The following is a 16,193-nucleotide window of genomic DNA, read 5'->3' as shown; positions in this document are numbered from 1 at the left end:
GCAGGGTGCGGGTGAAGGCCAGGCCGGCCAGCGACAGGGCGAGCCGGTGGGCGTCCGCACGCCGCTCCGGCCGACCGGCGGCCCAGGCGAGCGCGCCCCGGAGATCGTCGGCGAGCGCGTCGAACTGCGCCCGCCAGTCCGGGCCCGAGGCGCCCTCCAGGACGTGCGCGGCGCCCAGACACCAGCGCAGGTGACGCGCCCGCACCCCGACCAGCTCCCCGGCCTCGCCGAGCCGCTCGGTCCCGTACTGCCGGATGGTCTCCAACGCCTGATACCGGGTGCCGGTGCCCGACGGCACCACGCTGAGCAGACTCTGCTCGGCGAGCCGCCCCAGCCCGTCGACCAGGGCGGGGCCGGTTCCCTCGGTGACTTCGGTGACCGCTCCGGCCGCGAGCGCCGCCACCTCCGTCGCTGCCTCCGCCGTGAACGGGGCGACGAAGACCGACACCCGGCGCAGGAGGGTCTGGTCCCACGGGTCGAGCAGGTCGTGGCTCCAGTCCAGTACCGCTCGTAGCGACCGGTGCCGGTCGTCGGCGCGGGAGCCGCCCGTGAGGATGCGCAGCGGGTCGGCGAGGCCGGCCGTCAGGCCGTCCAGGCCGAGCGTCGGCCAGCGTGCCGCCGCCAGCTCGATCGCCAGCGCCATGCCGCCGAGCCGTTCGCATACGGCCACGACCCCGTCGCCCACCGCGGGGCCGGGCGGCTGCCCGACCGCGGCGGCCCGGTCCATGAACAGCGCCACCGCCTCCGACGCGTCCCCGCCGTCCCGCGACAGCGGCGGGACCGGGAGGACCCGCTCGAACGGCACCATCAGCCGGGCCCGGCTCGTCACCAGCACCCGCAGCCCCGGACACGCCGCGAGCAGCCGCTCCAGGAACGGCGCCACCCCGTCCCGTACCTGCTCGCAGTTGTCCAGCACCAGCAGCGCCCGATGGTCCGCCAGCGCGGCCAGCACCGCGTCGTCGACCCCGCGCCCCGGCTGCTCGCCCACGCCCACCGCCGCCGCGACCGCCGCGCCCACCCGGCCCGGCTCGGTGACCGGGACCAGGTCGGCGAACCACACCCCGTCCGCGAAGTCACCGGCCAGGTCCGCCGCCACCGCCAGCGCGAGACGCGTCTTGCCCACCCCGCCCGGACCGGTCACCGTCACCAGCCGGTGCGCCCGCACCGCCTCGGCGAGCTCACCCCGTTCCCGCACCCGGCCGACGAACGTCGTCAGCGGCGCCGGCAGCGCGGGCGCGGACCGGGACCGCTCGGCGCGGGCCGCCTCGGCGGCGTGCCGGGCGAGCGCCCGCCGGTCCGGCAGCCCCAGCTTGCGCAGCAGCGAGGAGACGTGCGACTCGACGGTGCGCACGGAGAGGACCAGCCGGGCCGCCATCTCCGCGTTGCTGAGGTGCTCCCCGAGCAGCGCGAGCACTTCCGCTTCCCGCGCCGATATCCCTGGACTGGTCACCGGCCCATTATCCGTGGCGCTTTCCGTGGCGGGCACGGAAGCGCCCCGCGCCCCCGCCGCGAGAGGCTCCGGTCACGGCGACCCGCCCGGTACGGAACCGGGCGGTCGCGACCCGCGAACCGACAGGAGTGACCATGAGCGCCGAACCCCGCTCCCGCGCCCAGCGCCGGAAGGACACCGAGTACCGGCTCACCCACGACACCGACGTCTGGGTGGCCAGCGCCTCGGCGGACGGCGTCCCCCACCTCGTACCGCTGTCCTTCGACTGGGACGGCGAGGCCCTGCTCGCGGCCACCCCGCCGGACAGCCCCACCGGCCGCAATCTGGCCGCGAGCGGGGTCGCCCGGCTCGCCCTCGGCCACACCCGGGACGTGACCATGATCGACGGCGAGGTGGAGGTGCTGGACGCCCTGACGCCGGAGCGGGCCGACCTGTTCGCCGAGCGCAGCGGTTTCGACCCGCGCGCGGCGTCCGCGCCGTACCGGTGGTTCCGTATCGTCCCGCGCCGCGTCCAGGCGTGGCGCGAGGCGAACGAGCTGCCCGGCCGCGACCTGATGCGCGACGGCCGCTGGCTGGCCTGACGTCAGCGGGCGGGCGGGACGAACTCGGGCTGGTCGAGGACGCGCAGCCAGCTCCCGTCGGGCTGACGCCGTACGACCTGCGCCCGCGCCCCCGACCCGTCCTTCGGAGGCGTCGAGGTGAGGGCGATGTCGCCGCTGATCAGCGTGGGCAGCGGCTGTTCCGGCTCGAAGCGGGGAGCGTTCGCCAGCACCTTCTCCCACAGCGCGCGGATCGCCTCGCGCCCCACCGTCCGCTCGCCGGGCGGGTAGGCCAGCACCGCGTCCTCCTCGTACAGCGCGGCGACCCCGGCCGCGTCACCGGCGTTGGACCGCTCGACGAACAGGCGGGTGATGTCCTCGGGCCGCATGGCCTTCTCGTACTCCGGCACGGTTCCTCCTACGTCGCTACGTCGGTCTTTCCTGCCTTCCAGCGTCGTCGGCCCCCGATCAGAAGTCCAACAGATGGTATTTCTCGGAACTAGAATCATCAGTCATGGAACTGAGGCAGCTGGAGTACTTCGTCGCGGTCGCCGAGGAGCGCAACTTCACCCGCGCCGCCGAGCGCGTGCACATCAGCCAGTCCGGCGTCAGCGCTCAGATCCGCCGGCTGGAGCGGGAACTCGGCGCCGAGCTGTTCGACCGGTCCGCCCGCACCGCCACCCTCACCGTCGCCGGGAAGGCCGCGCTCGAACACGCCCGCACCGCGCTGGCCGCGGCCGGGGCGGTCGGCCGGGCGGTGGGCGAGGTGACCGACCTGATCCGGGGCCGGCTCGCCCTCGGCATGGTCATCGGCTGCACCCTCACCCCGCTGTTCGACGCCCTCGCGGCGTTCCACGAGGCGCACCCGGGGGTGGAACTCTCCCTACTGGAGGACAGCTCCGACCGGCTCGCGGACGGCGTGCGCACCGGCGCCCTCGACCTGGCGCTCGTCGGAGCGGCGGCGGCCGTCCCGGAGGACCTGGAGACGCACACGATCATCAGCGAACGGCTCGTCGTGGCGGTCCCGCCCGGGCACCCCCTGGCCGCGCGGCGGCGGATCGTGCTGCGCGACCTGACCGACCACCCCGTCATCTGCATGCCGCCGGGCACCGGCCTGCGCGCCGTGTTCGACCAGGCGTGCGCCGGGCAGGGCCTGCGGCCCACGATCGCGCTCCAGGCCAGTGCAGGCGACGCCATCGCCGACCTGGCCGCCCGCGGACTCGGCGTCGCCGTCCTCAGCGCCTCGATGGCCACCGCCCACCGCGACCGCCTCGTCGCCCGCACCATCGACGACGTGGAGACGCCGGGGGTGCTCGCCCTGATCTGGGCCCCCACCCCGGGCCCCGCGGTACGCGAATTGGTGGCGCACTGCCGGACGGCCTTCGGTGGCGGAGCGGGGCGTCGCTGATCCGGCGTAGCGGGGGCGGCCTCTTGCTGGACGGGCCCATCCACCGTCGGCCAGCTGCCCGTACCGATTCGCCTACGGCTGCGAACACTGGGGCTAAGCGTTGTCCCGTAAATGATCGACGGCGTGCTGGTTGACCAGCGTCGTTCCTCCGTCACCCGGCGAGGGTGAGGTTGTGGAGGCGGGCGATGCCGAGCATGGCGTGGTGGACGCCGTCACCTTTAAGGCGGCAGTCGCGGAGGATCTTCCAGGCCTTCATGCGGGCGAAGACGTGCTCGATGCGGGCGCGGACCTTGCGGTGTGAGCGGTTGTGCTCCTCTTTCCAGGCCGGAAGGCCAGCCTGGCCGGGTGCGCGGCGGTGCGGAATGACCAGGCCGGTGCCCCTGTAGCCGCCGTCGGCGATCACCGTGGTGCGGCCGACGGCGGCCTTGGCACCGGACAGCTCCCACGCCTTGCAGTCGTTGCGGTTGCCGGGCAGCGGTCGGCCGACGGCGACGACGAGCCGAGTGTCGGCGTCGATGACCACCTGGTGGTTGGTGGAGTGCCGGTAGTTCTCGGACTGCTCGGCGATGCTGTGGTCGCGGGTGGGGACCAGGGCGCCGTCCACGATCAGGACGGTGTCCGTGCGGAACCGCTTCCGCTGCTGGGGTGCGAGCGCTGGTCCGAGGTGGTCGATGATGCGGTCGGCAGCGGACTTGGACACCCCGAACAGACGTATCTGATCCCCTCGGCGAGCCGCTGCTGCCCGTCCCGGCCGGCTGTGGCGTGCATCCATCGGCCCGGGTCGCGAAGCTCCTCGGCCGGGGCGGGCCGCAGCGACCGCCGCCCGATATCGCCCTGGTCCCAGTCTCGAATGGCCGCGTAGCAGCCGTAGTCGCCGACCGCGATGGTCACCTCCGCTTCGCAGCCGGGGCAGGACACGGCATAGAAGTCGTCGGCGAAGTCTCCCAAGGAGGCGCTCCAGTGGTACTGCCCTGCGAGGGCGAGCAGATCACCGAAGAGCCGGTTGTAGTCGGCCGGACGCGTCCGAAGCCTCTGGTCCACGAGTTCCCGCAACCGGTCGACCTCGTTCGGACAGCCCGCGAGCAGAGCTTCACCGTCGGGGTGCCGCAACGTGCCACGCACGATGGCACTGGCCAATTCGAGTGCCTGGGCACACGCGGGAGCTAGAGCTGCCAAGCGCGGGAGAGCTGCGAAGCTCGCCGCGGAGACCGTCTCACCGTGGAGGCAGAGACGGTCCCACAGCTCGTCCCACGCCTCCGGAACTTCCTCTCGCTCCACCTGATCCAGGAGCAGTGGCACTCGCCCAACCGCCCCGTGAGCATCGACCACCTGCGTCCAGTCCGTCACGAGGGCATTCAACTGTTCCCACAGCCTCACTGCCAATCTGCAGGATGGCAGGGCCGCGAGCTCCCGAGCCATTGCGGGACAGCCCTTAATGGCGACAACGGGTAGCGCTACGCCGTCCTGGCTGCGGTCGTTTGATTCCGACTTGGTCAGGGCCGGAATCGGGGGAGTGCCCCACCGGCGTTCGCTTTGTTGATCTTGCTGCGCCACAATCTGAAGAAGATTCTTGAAGGTGCAGATCGGCAACGACCGCTATGCGTAACTGAAGATGACTGCTTTACGGTTGGTATGGCTGAGGATGATGGCGGTGAGGGGTGCCATCTGAAGCATTCAGTCCGGCGCACATGAACCCGACGCCCAGCAACTACGGCTCGGCTGGGACACATACTGTGTAATGATGTGAGACAGGGGCTGTGCACTACGGAGGAATCGAAGGTGCTGTAGTGACCGCCGGAAAGGTATCTTTCCGATTCAGCTCTGAGGCGGCAGCTGAATTGTCTCTGCCGGGGGGAAGCGTCGAACTTGCCCTGAATAAGGATGTGGACGTCACGGCCTTGCGTGGTGGCCTGCGTAGGGTCCTGACGAACGGAAACAAGGAAAAAGTGCCTGCAGTCTTGGACGTGTGAGTCAGCAATATGGTGCGACGACTGGGAGTCCTTCAGTTGCCGCTTCCGTCGCCATTGTCAGGCGGCCAGCAGTTGTACCTTTTCCTCGAGCTCAGTCCTATTTGCCCCTACGACTGAGGGTTCCTGTCTAACCCCATTCTTGAAGAAAACGAATGTAGGGAAGACGACGACATCGTTCTCGGTGCCCATCTGCTCAAATTTTTCGATATCGACCTTCACGAAGGTGATTTGGGGGTAGCGCTCGGTGAGTTCCTCGACCGTCGGTTCGATGAGGCTTGCCGCCCTTGAGAAGGGGGAGGAGAATTTCACTACGACTCGAGCGTTATTGCTCAACGTTTCGTTGTACTCGCGTACATTATGAAGCTCTTTGATCACTATTACTCCTGTGTAATTGGGGGATCGTGTCTGAGTCAAGGCGCGTCTTCAGTTGCTGCCGACCTGCCCGCGTTCCTGCTGACCGTATCGGGTGACAGCACGGACACCGCAGACCCACTCGTGCTCCGACTGCCTGCTCGCCAGTCAGCCCAAGGCAGCCACAGTGACGACGCAGGCCCAGGAGCGGGACGGCGGTGTCCAGGCAGGCCCGGCCGTAGCGCCCGGCCAGCAGGGCTCGGCGGTGTTCAGCGCGAGGGTGAGCAGCCCGCACAAGCGCAGCAGCCAGGTGCCGGACTTCAGCTCCGCCTCGGACACGCCGCGCAGGCGAGGAACAGCAGGGCGACCAGGAGGCCGACTGGAGTCGATGTCCTTTCTCTCCGTCCACAGACCGACTATCCCGCGGTGGATCGATGCTGACTCGATCCGGACGGGATCGCTTCCCTGAGCTCGCACCAGATGTACTTGCCCCGGTTGCCCTCCCGGGCGAGCGGCTGCCAGCCCCAGACGTCGGCGCAGGCCCGTACCAGGGCCAGGCCCCGTCCGTCCTCCCGGTCCAGGGCGCGGTCGAGCGGCTGCGGCGGTTCGGGCGGGGACGGGGCCGCGTCCCAGGCGCCGAGGCGGAGGACTCCCGCCCCGGACCAGCGCACCCGCAGGGCCGCCGGCCCCTTGGTGTGCCGAACGGCGTTGCCGATCAACTCCGTTGCGAGCAACTCGGCCATGTCGACCAGTCGGATCAGGCCGCGTGCCACCTTACGCTCCCAACTCGCCCACATCCTGGAGTTGTTGGAGGCGGAGCATGTGACGGTGCGCGTCATCCCGTTCGAGCTGGAGGAGTTCGCCGACATCACCGCCGCGATGGTCTACGCCGGTGGCACCGTGCCGAGACTCGACACCGTGGTGCGGGACGGCCCTCACGGGACGCTCTTCATCGATTCGGAACCACAGCTCGGTGTCTATCGAACGCTTTTCCGTAGAGTGGAGGCGGTGTCACTCGACCCAGAACGTTCGCGTGACTTCATCCACAGGCTGGCAAAGGAACTGTGAGGCACCCGGTGATCACCCCTGGCAACTGGCGGAAGTCTTCCTACTCCGGCAGCGGCGACGGTAATGCCTGCGTCGAGGTCGCCGACCGTCGCCCCCGTGTGGCCGTCCGTGACTCCAAGGCTCCCGCACGGGCCGTGCTCACGTTCCCCGCCCCCGCCTTCACCGCCTTCCTCGACGCCCTCAAGGCCCCCGCCGGGGAATAACCGGAGGCACCCTCCTGTTAGCCAGCGCAGCGGAGCGCACCGCAGTGGTCCGGCACGACAACAGGAGGCACCCCACCATGGCCGCAGACGCCGCAGAGGAGATCCGGGGCACCGCCCACGGCACCGCACCCGTCCCCCTCTCCGTACTGGACCTGGTGACCGTCGGCGCGGGCCGCACCGCCACCGACGCCCTGCGGACCAGCGTGGACATCGCCCGCCTCGCCGAGAACCGCGGCTACCACCGGTACTGGGTGGCCGAGCACCACTCCATGCCCGGCGTGGCCTCCTCCTCGCCCGCGGTGATCCTCGCGCACCTCGCCGCCCACACCGGCCGCATCCGGCTCGGCTCGGGCGGCGTCATGCTGCCCAACCACGCCCCGCTGGTGATCGCGGAGCAGTTCGGCACGCTGGAGGCCATGGCGCCGGGCCGCGTCGACCTCGGCCTCGGCCGTGCCCCCGGCACCGACGGGGCCACCGCCGCCGCCCTGCGCCGCACCGACCGGCTCAACGAGGGCGCCGACGACTTCCCCCAGCAGCTCGCCGAGCTGATCCGCTTCCTGGACGACGACTTCCCCGACGGGCACCCCTACCGCCGTATCCACGCCGTGCCCGGCCCCGTCCAGGCCACGTCACCCGGCGGCGTCCAGTCCCCGCACCGGCCGCCGGTGTGGCTGCTGGGCTCCTCCGGCTTCAGCGCCCGGCTGGCCGGCACCCTCGGGCTGCCCTTCGCCTTCGCCCACCACTTCTCCGCGCAGAACACCGTCCCGGCGCTGGACCTGTACCGCGAGTCCTTCCGCCCGTCGGCCGTCCTCGACGCGCCCTACGCCCTCATCGGCGTCTCCGCGCTCGCGACCGACGACGAGAAGGAGGCCCGCCGCCAGGTGCTGGCCGCCGCCCTGAACATGGTCCGGCTGCGCACCGGCCGCCCCGGTCTGGTGCCGACGCCGGAGGAGGCGGAGGCGTACGACTTCAGCCCGATGGAGCGGGAGTTCGTGGCGTCCTGGAACGCCAACGTCGTCCACGGCACCGCCGACGAGGTCCGCGCCGGCCTCGACGACCTCCAGAAGCGCACCGGCGCCGACGAGCTGATGCTCACCGCCAACGCCCACGGCGGCGACGTACGCCTGCGCTCCTACGAACTGATCGCCGACGCCTACGGGTTGCCGACGCCCGCCTGAACCCCGGCCGCGCCTGGCCCGGCGGAGCCCAGCAGCGCGGAGATGCGGTCCGGCGCCACCGGCCGGGAGTACAGCCAGCCCTGGCCGGTGTCGCAGCCGATGCGGCGCAGCCGGCTCGCCTGGTCCGAGGTCTCCACGCACTCGGCGGTGACGGTCAGGCCGAGGCGGTGGGCGAGCTGGACCATCGCCTCGACGATGACCTCGTCGGCCGGGTTCGCCGCGGCGGCCCCGGACGCGTCGGCGGCGTCGGCGACCCCGGTGTACTGGAAGCCCCGCACGAAGGCGCCGTCCAGCTTCAGCACGGAGACCGGCAGCCGGCTGAGGTAGGCCAGGTTCGAGTAGCCGGTGCCGAAGTCGTCGATGGCGATGCGGACGCCCATGTCGCTCAGCGCCTTCAGCACCTGGAGCGGCCGGCCCGCCGAGCCCATCACCGCCGACTCCGTCAGCTCCAGCTGGAGCAGTTGCGGGGCGAGGCCCGTCTCCTCCAGGGTCGCCGCCACGTCCGCCACCAGGTCGGAGTCCCAGACCTGACGGACCGCCACGTTGACGCTGACGAAGATGGGCGGCTCGCCGGGGTGGTCGAGCTGCCAGCGGCGGGCCTGCCGGCAGGCGGTGCGCAGGATCCAGCGGCCCAGCGGGACGATCGAGCCGTCCTCCTCCGCCAGCGCGATGAACCGATTCGGCGCGAGGACGCCGAACTGGGGATGGTTCCAGCGGATGAGCGCCTCGACGCCCCGCACCCGCCCGTCGTCCATGCCCACCAGCGGCTGGTACTCCAGCGCGAACTCACCGCGGTCGATGGCCGGCCGGAGCGTGGCGGCGAGGGCCTGGCGGGTCATGCGGCTGGCGTTGCGCTCGGGGTCGAACAGCGTCCAGCGGGCCCGCCCGTCGGCCTTGGCCCAGTACAGGGTCGTGTCGGCCGCCTGCATCAGCGCGGTCGGCGTCGTCCCGGCGGTGTGCCGCTCGACCACGCCGACCGACGCGGTGACCGACAGACGGCGTTCGCACAGCTCGAACGGCTCCTGGAGGGCGGCGAGCACCGACTCGGCGAGGTCGGCGAGCTGGTCGGTGCCCGTGGAGTCCTCCACCAGCAGGGCGAACTCGTCACCGCCGAGCCGGGCCACCAGCGGCGCCCCGGTCCGCGTGCCCGCGGCCTCCTCGGCGCAGCGCGTGAGCCGCTCCGCGACGGCGGCCAGCAGCCGGTCGCCGACGCGGTGGCCGAGGGTGTCGTTGACGGCCTTGAACCCGTCCAGGTCCAGATAGCACAGGCCGACCCGGCCGGTGCCGCCCCGCTCGTACGACTCCGCCTCCAGCGCGGCCGTCAGCCGCTCGAAGAACAGGGCGCGGTTGGGCAGCCGGGTCACCGGGTCGTGCATCTGGAGGTGGCGCAGCCGGGCCTGGAGCTCGCGCCGGGCGCTGATGTCGGAGACGGAGAGCAGCAGCAGCCCTGACGTGTCCCCGGCCAGCGGCGCCACGGTGACCTGGGCCCACAGGGAGTGGCCGTCCGCCCCCTTCAGGCGGCGGGTGCAGCGCAGCCGGGGCTGCCGGCCGCCCAGCACCTCGCGGTACGCGTGCCAGGTGCCCGCGTCGGACGCGAGGTCGACCAGGTCGGCCGCCGCGCAGCCGGCCAGGGCGGCGGGGTCGGTGCCGAGCAGCGTGCCCAGCGTGTCGTTGGCGCTGACGACCAGGCCCTCGGGGTCCACGACGGCCATCGCCAGCGGGGCGGCCGTGAACACCTCGCGATAGGCCGCGGGTCCCGTACGGGCGGCCAGGTCGATGTCACTGTCCGTGACGGCCGACCCGTCGAGGTCTACCGCGGCCGCCGGCCCTTCGGAGGTTCCGTTCACCGCTTGCTCCCGCAGTGCCTCGATCTCGGTCCGTCTGTGTCCGTGCAGGAAAGTGTGCCGATCATAGAGGCTGGCTCCGGGCCCTTCCAGCCGCCGAACCCCCTCGCGGACCGACTGAGCCCTCCGGGTGATCGTTTCTGCCCATCTCTGGACGGTCCCGGCACGCCTCCGACCAGTCGTGACGTTCCGTGAGTGGTCCGGGGGTGTCGGCTCCGGCGCACTCCGGCGCGATCTTCACCGGCTCACCCATCCGGTGCAGGCGAACAGGGCGCAGTACGACAAATATGCACAAGCTGGGTGCGGTGTCCCGCGATCCGCACCCGGAGGTCCACGTGCCGCGCCAGCTCCCCCTGAGGCGACTTCCCCGCGAGGCCCTCAAGGGCCTCCGCGCGAGCCGCCGCGCGACGGGGACGGCCCGGCCCAGGCTGCGCAGCACGGCCGCGGTGTGCACCACGATGTCGGCGCTCGCCGCGACCTCCCTGGTCACCGCCCCGTCGGTCGCCGAGCCCTTCTCCCCCGAGCCCTGCGCGCTCCGGCGCACGGCCGCCCACCACTCCGAGGGCCTGGACACCTGGAACGCCGCCTATCCGCGCCCGGCCCGCGCGCTGGACGCGGTGATGGTGTTCCTGTCCTTCCCGGACTCCCAGCCACTGACCTCGCCGGCCGAACTGGCCGCCGACCACTTCCCGGCCACCACCCGCTTCTTCCAGCGCGCCTCCTACGGCGCGTTCACGCTCCACCCGCACCCGCTGCGGGACTGGATCCGCATGCCGAAGCCGTCGACGGCGTACGACATACGGCGTGACTGGGGTCCCGAGCACCGGGCGGCCTACCTGCGCGACGCGCTCGCCGCCGCCGACCCGCACGTGGACTTCTCCCGCTACGACATCGTCTACTTCGTCGCCGACCCGGACGCCCCCGGCGTCGACTCGGACGCCACGAAGGTCGTCAACCTGGACTCCCCGATGCGGGCCGACGGCACCGACGTCCGGCGGGTCGTCACGGTGTTCGAGAACCATCCGCCGGACCGGCTCGTGCTGGCCCACGAGACCGGGCACGTCTTCGACCTGCCCGACCTGTACCACCGGCCCGCCGACGGCAAGGGCGACTGGGACACGCACGTCGGCGACTGGGACCTGATGGGCAGCCAGTTCGGGCTGGCCCCCGACCTGTTCGGCTGGCACAAGTGGAAGCTGGGCTGGCTGCGGCCCCGGCAGGTGGCGTGCGTGCGCGGCAGCGGACCGACCCGGCTGACCCTGGAGCCGCTCGGCGCGGGCCCCGGCGTGGTGGTGAGGGGGGCCGCCGGGGCGCCGGCCTTCGGCCTCGGACAGGGCACGAAGCTGGCGGTGGTCCGCACGGGGGCCGACAGTGCGCTCGCCTTCGAGGCGCGGGGGCCGGTCGGCAACGACGCCGCCGCCTGCCGCGCGGGGGTGCTGGTGTACCGGGTGCGCGGCGGGGCGCAGTCCGGGGGCGGGCCGATCGAGGTGATCGACGCCCACCCGGGCACCGAGGCCTGCTGGGAGGACTCGGTCTACCCGCCGCTCGCGGACGCGCCGGTGGGGCTCGGCGAGAGCTTCACCGTGCCGGGGGACGGCGTACGGGTGGAGGTGGAGGGGCGGACGGCGTCGGGGGCGTGGAACGTGAAGATCACGCCCGGCTAGCCCGCGCGGTGGCGCCCACGGGCGGATACGCGGAAGGCCCCTCGCTCTCACGAGGGGCCTTCCGGTGTCGGTGCGCCGCCAGGGACTCGAACCCCGGACCCGCTGATTAAGAGTCAGCTGCTCTAACCAACTGAGCTAGCGGCGCCTGCTGACGTCGTAGACCTTAGCACCCGGTTCGGCGGGAGGAAAAATCGAAATCCGCACCGCGGACCGGGCCGCCCGGACGGCCGCCCAGAGCAGGATCTCCGGGCCCGGGAGCCACGGCAGCCGGGTGTCGGGGGCCACCAGCCAGCGGGAACAGGAACCGGACCCGGAACGCGGGGACGCGCCGGTCAGCGCCGGGACGGTCACCGCGTCGCCGGCGCCGTGGCACAGCAGCGGCGGCACGGCGACGGTACGGCCGTCCCGCCGGCCGCGCGCGCCCCACTCCTCCCACCCCAGCAGCGAGGGCAGCCGCTGGGAGGTGCCCGGCGCGGCGAACAGCAGCATGCGGCCCCGGAACTCGGCCACGGGGCCCGAGCCCGGGCCCTCCTCCCACAGCCGGTCCAGCATCCGGCGCCCGAAGACCGCGGGGACGCTCGCCACGTCGAAGGCCGAGCCGCAGGGCAGGACGACCGGGGCGTCCGGCCGCTCCTCCCACAGGGCGAGGGTGCTGCGCGGGTAGGCACCCGCCGAGGCCAGCCAGGCGGCGCCGTCGGCGGTGACGTCCGTGACATTCGGTGTGCTGCTCATACCCCTTACGTCTACCGGGTGTGAGGAGGCCACTCCGTTGAGTCGCGGAAAACCGGGACAGGGGGAGCGGGGAGCGGGTATCTTGCCCGTCTGGCATATGCGTCCGGGCTAGTCGAACAGACGGGCGGACCGGATGCCTTCTACACCGGGTCGACGTGGCCCGGGCCGCAGCCCTCGGCGCCGCGCAGCAGATCCCGCCCGAACTCCACCATCTTCTTGGCGTAGTCCTCGGTCCACTCGGCCCGGTCGGCGATGTCCGCGGCCGTCAGCCGGTCGAACTTGCGCGGGTCGGCGAGCTGCGCCGCCGCCATCGCCTGGAACTCCACCGCGCGGTCCGCCGCAGCCCGGAACGCCTGCGCCAGCTCCGTCGCACGGTCCAGCAGCGCCCGGGGGTCGTCGATCGACTCGAGGTCGAAGAAGTGCTCCGGATCGGCGGCCGCCGCCGCGGGCTCGAAGAGCAGGGGCGCGGGGCGCAGCCGCGGTTGGTTCCGACCCGGCGTGGGCTCCGCCATGTCTTCTCCTTCTCGTACGTCACGAACGACCCGCCCCCGCAACGGAGGCACCCTCGGTGGAGTGGGCCACCGTCCATTGTCCCGCGCCCATGCAAGTGGGCCTCGACGCTACGAAGGGGAGCAGACGCTCGCGGGACACCTGTGCGGTCGCGACTCCGCGCGGCATGGCGCCGACGCAGCGGTCAGGGCCGCCAGGGCACGCGGTGTTCCGCCAGGTGGGCCAGTCCGGCGGGGGCGGGATGCCGTGCCGGGCGTCTTCCCCGATGGTCAGGGTCGCCAGGGCACGCGGTGTTCCGCCAGGTGGGCCAGGACCGCGTGGTTGGCCTCCCAGCCGTCCGGGAACTTCACCAGCGTTCCCAGCTGGACCGGTTCCGTCGACGGGTAGTCGTCGAGCAGGGCGTCGACCCCCTCGCGGCACACCACGATGCACGCGTGCCGGTGCCGGGAGGCGAGGACGCACAGGCGGCCCGTCTCCAGGTGGAAGGCGGTGGCGTCGGGGCGGCCGGAGAGCGGGTGCAGGACGACCGTCACGTCGTACTCCCGGCCCTGGAGCCGGTTCGCGGTGTCCACCGTCACGTCCCGCACCCCCAGGTCGGCCAGCGCCGCCCGGACCGCCGCCGCCTGGTCCCGGTGCGCGGTGCCCACGGCGATGCGCCCGGCGGTCAGCGGGGCGGCGTCCGGGGAGCGCTCGGAGACCGCCGCGCCCCCGCGGTCGAGCAGCCGGCGCACCACCGCCGCCACCGCCCGCACCGCCTCCGGGTCCGTGCGCGGCGTGTGCCGGGCCGGCAGCTCCAGCAGGCCCCAGCCCGAAGCGGCGGCCTCGTCGATGACCCGGTCGGGCCCCGAGCCGTCCGACGGCACCGCGAAGGACAGCCGCCGGTCGCCGTGGCCCGTGCCGCTGCGGAACGGCGTGAACGGGTAGAACGCCGCCGACACCAGCGGCGCCGCCGACGCCGGGAGCCGCCACGACACCGGCAGCCGGTGCTGCGGCAGGCCCGGATTGTGGGCGAGGAGCGTCGTCACCGCGGAGGCCGACGGGTCGTACGACAGCCCCGCCCACTGCTCGCTGCCCACCGTCGCGAACGGGTCCAGCTGACCCGGGTCGCCCACGAACAGCGCCCGCTCGAACAGACCGGCCACGGCCAGCAGCGCGTCGGAGCGCATCTGGTACGCCTCGTCGACGATCGCGTGCCGCCACGGCTCGTCCACCGAGACGTGCGCCCACTTCGCGGCGGTCGACAGGACCACCGCCTGCCCGGCGAGGTCACCGGCCTTCGCGGACTTGCGGACGTTCGCCAGGTCGTCGAGCGCCTTGTCGTACGGGTCGGCGTCGCTGCTGTGCAGGCGCCCCACCGGCAGGTCCGGGTTCGTCTCGGCGAGCCGCAGCACCAGGTCGTCCACCTGCGCGTTGGTCTGCGCGATCACCATCAGCGGACGTCCCGCCTCGGCCAGCTCCAGCGCCGCCCGCACCACGAGCGTGGACTTGCCGGCGCCGGGCGGGGAGTCCACGACGACACCGCGCTCCGTGCCGTGCAGGGTGTCGTGGAGGATCGCCGCGGTGGCGCGGCCGGCCTCGGCACCCGGGTCGAAGGCGGCTGCCCCGACGGGGGCGGTGCTGGCCTCGGCGGTCACAGGACGTCCTCCGGGGTCTGGGCGTCGGCGGGTTCCGGTACGACGGCCGCCTCACCGGGCGGCCCGCCGTGCGTCCACGGGGTCTGCTCCGGGTCGGGCAGCTTCGCCCCGCCCCGCTGCTCGTGCTCGAAGAGGGTGAAGCAGACCAGGTCGCCCTTCTCCGGCACCGACCCGGCCTCGGGCTCCTTGCCGCGGCCCATCTTGTCGACGATGCGCAGCACGAGTACGCCCTCCTCGTCCGGGCCGGCCGGACCGACGTACTCCGCCGCCTGCGGCTTCCCGCCCAGCGACCGGTACACCTTCACCCGCTCGCCCAGGTGCGGACGGTCGTCCGTGCGGACCGTGACCAGCGGGCGCGGGCTGGGCCGCTTGCTCTCGCTGTACGCCATCACCACGTCCACGACCTCGCCCGCGAACGCCTCCCCGGACAGCCGCCGCCCGGCCATCACCAGCGGATCGTCCAGCGCCTCCTGCGCCTCCAGCCGGGCCTGCTCGCGCTCGCGGGTGGCGAGCTTGTTCGCCGCGGTCACCGCGTCGTCCCGGCGCGGCTGCGGGGGCTCGCCGGCGACGACGCGGTCCCGGTGGGAGGTGAACGACCAGCGGTCGCGCGTCCACCGGTCCTCGACGTGCGCCCCGGCGGGCAGCTCCCGCAGCAGGTCCAGGCCCCGCCACACCGCGTCCCAGGTGGGCCGCGTACGGCTCTCCACCAGATCGCGGATCTCCCGCTCGGCGGCGGTGAGCGCGCCCAGCCGGTCGTCGGCCTCAAGACCGTCCTCGGCGGCGGCGAACGCGGTGCGGGCGCGGTCGTAGCGTTCGATGGCGGGCGCGAGCAGCCTGTTGTCGAAGGCCGGGTCGGTCGCCGGGCCCGCGGGCGGGCACAGCAGCTGCCCGCCGGCGTCCCGGGCCAGCTCGGCCCGGTGCGCGGCCTCCGCGCCGGTCGACGCGTCGTCGGGCGGGGCGATCCACGCGAGCAGCGCCCCGAGGTGCTGGTCCTCCAGGGTGGACTGCCCGGTCGCCCAGTGCCGTCCCAGCAGGTCGGTCATGGCGAGGAGCAGGGACGAGCCGGGCACCCGCGCCCGCTCGCCGTAGTGGGTCAGCCACCGGCCGAGCAGCGGCACCCTCGGCGGCGCCGGATGCGGCGTGTCCGGGTCCTGCTCCGCCGTACGCCTGAAGCGCATGGACCGGCCGAGCAGCCGGACGAACTCGATGCCGGCGCGGCTCGGCACGATCAGCTGCGCCGCGTCCGCGCACAGGTCGACCTCGACCTTGACCCGCTTGCCGGTCTCCGGGTCCGTCTCGGTGCGCTCGGCGGCCTCGACGCTGTCGGCGTACGCCTCGATGTGCGGCAGCACGATGCCGGCCAGCTCGGCCAGGAACGCGAAGCGCAGGTCGCGGTCGCGGGGCTGCGGCACGACCAGCAGGTGCGGCGCCTCGCGGTCCGCGCCGACCAGCGCGCCCAGCGGGGCGCCCGCCTCACCGGCGGTGATCAGCGGGACGAAGACGAGGGGGCGGTCGGACAGGTGCCGGTGCCGGACGGTGGCGGCGGGCTGCGCACGGCCGCTGCTCACCGCCTCGAGCCGGGCGAGCGTGGTGATCAGCGACACGCGGCCACCTCGCCGCCCACCGACGCCAGCGCCTCGGC

General features: G+C 73.0%; 16 protein-coding genes, 1 tRNA gene and 1 pseudogene. 6 read left to right on the top strand and 12 right to left on the bottom strand.

Annotated features, from left to right (window positions below):
- Positions 1 to 1,450, bottom strand: a 1,450-nt coding sequence (locus tag GTW67_RS30050) for an ATP-binding protein (protein WP_346010781.1), incomplete at its 3' end; no start/stop codon positions are given.
- 134 nt (positions 1,451 to 1,584) lie between these two features.
- On the opposite strand from GTW67_RS30050, the gene GTW67_RS30045 reads away from it, so the two are divergent.
- Positions 1,585 to 2,031: a pyridoxamine 5'-phosphate oxidase family protein gene (locus GTW67_RS30045; RefSeq protein ID WP_161167903.1), complete on the top strand. Its 447-nt coding sequence runs from the start codon at positions 1,585 to 1,587 to the stop codon at positions 2,029 to 2,031.
- Positions 2,032 to 2,033: 2 nt separating this feature from the next.
- Here GTW67_RS30045 and GTW67_RS30040 read toward each other — a convergent pair whose 3' ends face one another.
- Positions 2,034 to 2,399 (bottom strand): nuclear transport factor 2 family protein, encoded by a 366-nt coding sequence (locus GTW67_RS30040; protein ID WP_161167902.1) that lies wholly within the window; start codon positions 2,397 to 2,399, stop codon positions 2,034 to 2,036.
- Between the two features lie 104 nt (positions 2,400 to 2,503).
- Between GTW67_RS30040 and GTW67_RS30035 the strand changes: the two genes are divergently transcribed.
- Entirely contained in the window at positions 2,504 to 3,397 is an 894-nt protein-coding gene (locus tag GTW67_RS30035) for a LysR family transcriptional regulator (protein ID WP_161167901.1), read from the top strand.
- Between the two features lie 151 nt (positions 3,398 to 3,548).
- Here the strand turns inward: GTW67_RS30035 and GTW67_RS30030 are convergent, their stop codons facing one another.
- The 4 genes from GTW67_RS30030 to GTW67_RS30015 all read right to left on the bottom strand — a co-directional run bounded on the left by GTW67_RS30030 (position 3,549) and on the right by GTW67_RS30015 (position 6,461).
- Positions 3,549 to 4,262, bottom strand: coding sequence for a transposase (locus GTW67_RS30030; protein ID WP_524539838.1), 714 nt, complete (start codon positions 4,260 to 4,262; stop codon positions 3,549 to 3,551).
- Between the two features lie 1,162 nt (positions 4,263 to 5,424).
- Positions 5,425 to 5,742, bottom strand: a complete 318-nt coding sequence (locus tag GTW67_RS30025; protein ID WP_161167900.1) for a thioredoxin domain-containing protein — start codon at positions 5,740 to 5,742, stop codon at positions 5,425 to 5,427.
- A gap of 144 nt (positions 5,743 to 5,886) precedes the next feature.
- Complete coding sequence (locus GTW67_RS30020; protein ID WP_237519093.1) at positions 5,887 to 6,057, bottom strand: hypothetical protein; 171 nt, start codon at positions 6,055 to 6,057, stop codon at positions 5,887 to 5,889.
- A 77-nt stretch (positions 6,058 to 6,134) separates the two neighbouring features.
- Positions 6,135 to 6,461, bottom strand: coding sequence for an ATP-binding protein (locus GTW67_RS30015; RefSeq protein WP_237519092.1), 327 nt, complete (start codon positions 6,459 to 6,461; stop codon positions 6,135 to 6,137).
- On the opposite strand from GTW67_RS30015, the pseudogene GTW67_RS30010 reads away from it, so the two are divergent.
- From GTW67_RS30010 to GTW67_RS30000, 3 genes and pseudogenes are all read left to right on the top strand, one after another.
- Positions 6,430 to 6,786: pseudogene (locus tag GTW67_RS30010) on the top strand (Scr1 family TA system antitoxin-like transcriptional regulator); the annotation flags it as partial. The gene GTW67_RS30015 and the pseudogene GTW67_RS30010 sit on opposite strands and share 32 nt — an antisense overlap.
- Before the next feature lie 8 nt (positions 6,787 to 6,794).
- The gene (locus tag GTW67_RS30005) at positions 6,795 to 6,989 is read left to right on the top strand and encodes a DUF397 domain-containing protein (RefSeq protein WP_161167898.1); all 195 of its coding nucleotides are present in this window, start codon (positions 6,795 to 6,797) and stop codon (positions 6,987 to 6,989) included.
- A gap of 77 nt (positions 6,990 to 7,066) precedes the next feature.
- Complete coding sequence (locus GTW67_RS30000; protein ID WP_161167897.1) at positions 7,067 to 8,167, top strand: LLM class flavin-dependent oxidoreductase; 1,101 nt, start codon at positions 7,067 to 7,069, stop codon at positions 8,165 to 8,167.
- Here GTW67_RS30000 and GTW67_RS29995 read toward each other — a convergent pair.
- Complete coding sequence (locus tag GTW67_RS29995; RefSeq protein WP_161167896.1) at positions 8,143 to 10,014, bottom strand: EAL domain-containing protein; 1,872 nt, start codon at positions 10,012 to 10,014, stop codon at positions 8,143 to 8,145. The genes GTW67_RS30000 and GTW67_RS29995 overlap by 25 nt on opposite strands.
- Before the next feature lie 284 nt (positions 10,015 to 10,298).
- On the opposite strand from GTW67_RS29995, the gene GTW67_RS29990 reads away from it, so the two are divergent.
- Complete coding sequence (locus tag GTW67_RS29990; protein WP_202437881.1) at positions 10,299 to 11,675, top strand: M6 family metalloprotease domain-containing protein; 1,377 nt, start codon at positions 10,299 to 10,301, stop codon at positions 11,673 to 11,675.
- Positions 11,676 to 11,746: 71 nt separating this feature from the next.
- Here GTW67_RS29990 and GTW67_RS29985 read toward each other — a convergent pair.
- The 5 genes from GTW67_RS29985 to GTW67_RS29965 form a co-directional block, all read right to left on the bottom strand.
- A tRNA-Lys gene (locus tag GTW67_RS29985) sits at positions 11,747 to 11,820 on the bottom strand.
- On the bottom strand, positions 11,811 to 12,407 hold the full coding sequence (locus GTW67_RS29980) for a bifunctional DNA primase/polymerase (protein ID WP_161167895.1): 597 nt from the start codon (positions 12,405 to 12,407) through the stop codon (positions 11,811 to 11,813). The genes GTW67_RS29985 and GTW67_RS29980 overlap by 10 nt, the downstream gene beginning before the upstream one ends.
- A gap of 140 nt (positions 12,408 to 12,547) precedes the next feature.
- On the bottom strand, positions 12,548 to 12,919 hold the full coding sequence (locus tag GTW67_RS29975) for a DUF8844 domain-containing protein (RefSeq protein WP_161167894.1): 372 nt from the start codon (positions 12,917 to 12,919) through the stop codon (positions 12,548 to 12,550).
- A 267-nt stretch (positions 12,920 to 13,186) separates the two neighbouring features.
- Complete coding sequence (locus GTW67_RS29970) at positions 13,187 to 14,551, bottom strand: AAA domain-containing protein (RefSeq protein ID WP_161167893.1); 1,365 nt, start codon at positions 14,549 to 14,551, stop codon at positions 13,187 to 13,189.
- Positions 14,548 to 16,155: an amino acid adenylation domain-containing protein gene (locus tag GTW67_RS29965; protein WP_161167892.1), complete on the bottom strand. Its 1,608-nt coding sequence runs from the start codon at positions 16,153 to 16,155 to the stop codon at positions 14,548 to 14,550. Before GTW67_RS29965 ends, GTW67_RS29970 begins: the two co-directional genes overlap by 4 nt.
- Between the last annotated feature and the right edge of the window lie 38 nt (positions 16,156 to 16,193).

Source organism: Streptomyces sp. SID5910, assembly GCF_009862125.1.
Lineage (GTDB): Bacteria > Actinomycetota > Actinomycetes > Streptomycetales > Streptomycetaceae > Streptomyces.
Note: the sequence above shows the minus strand (reverse complement) of the source record. Positions and strands in the feature narration are given on the sequence as shown.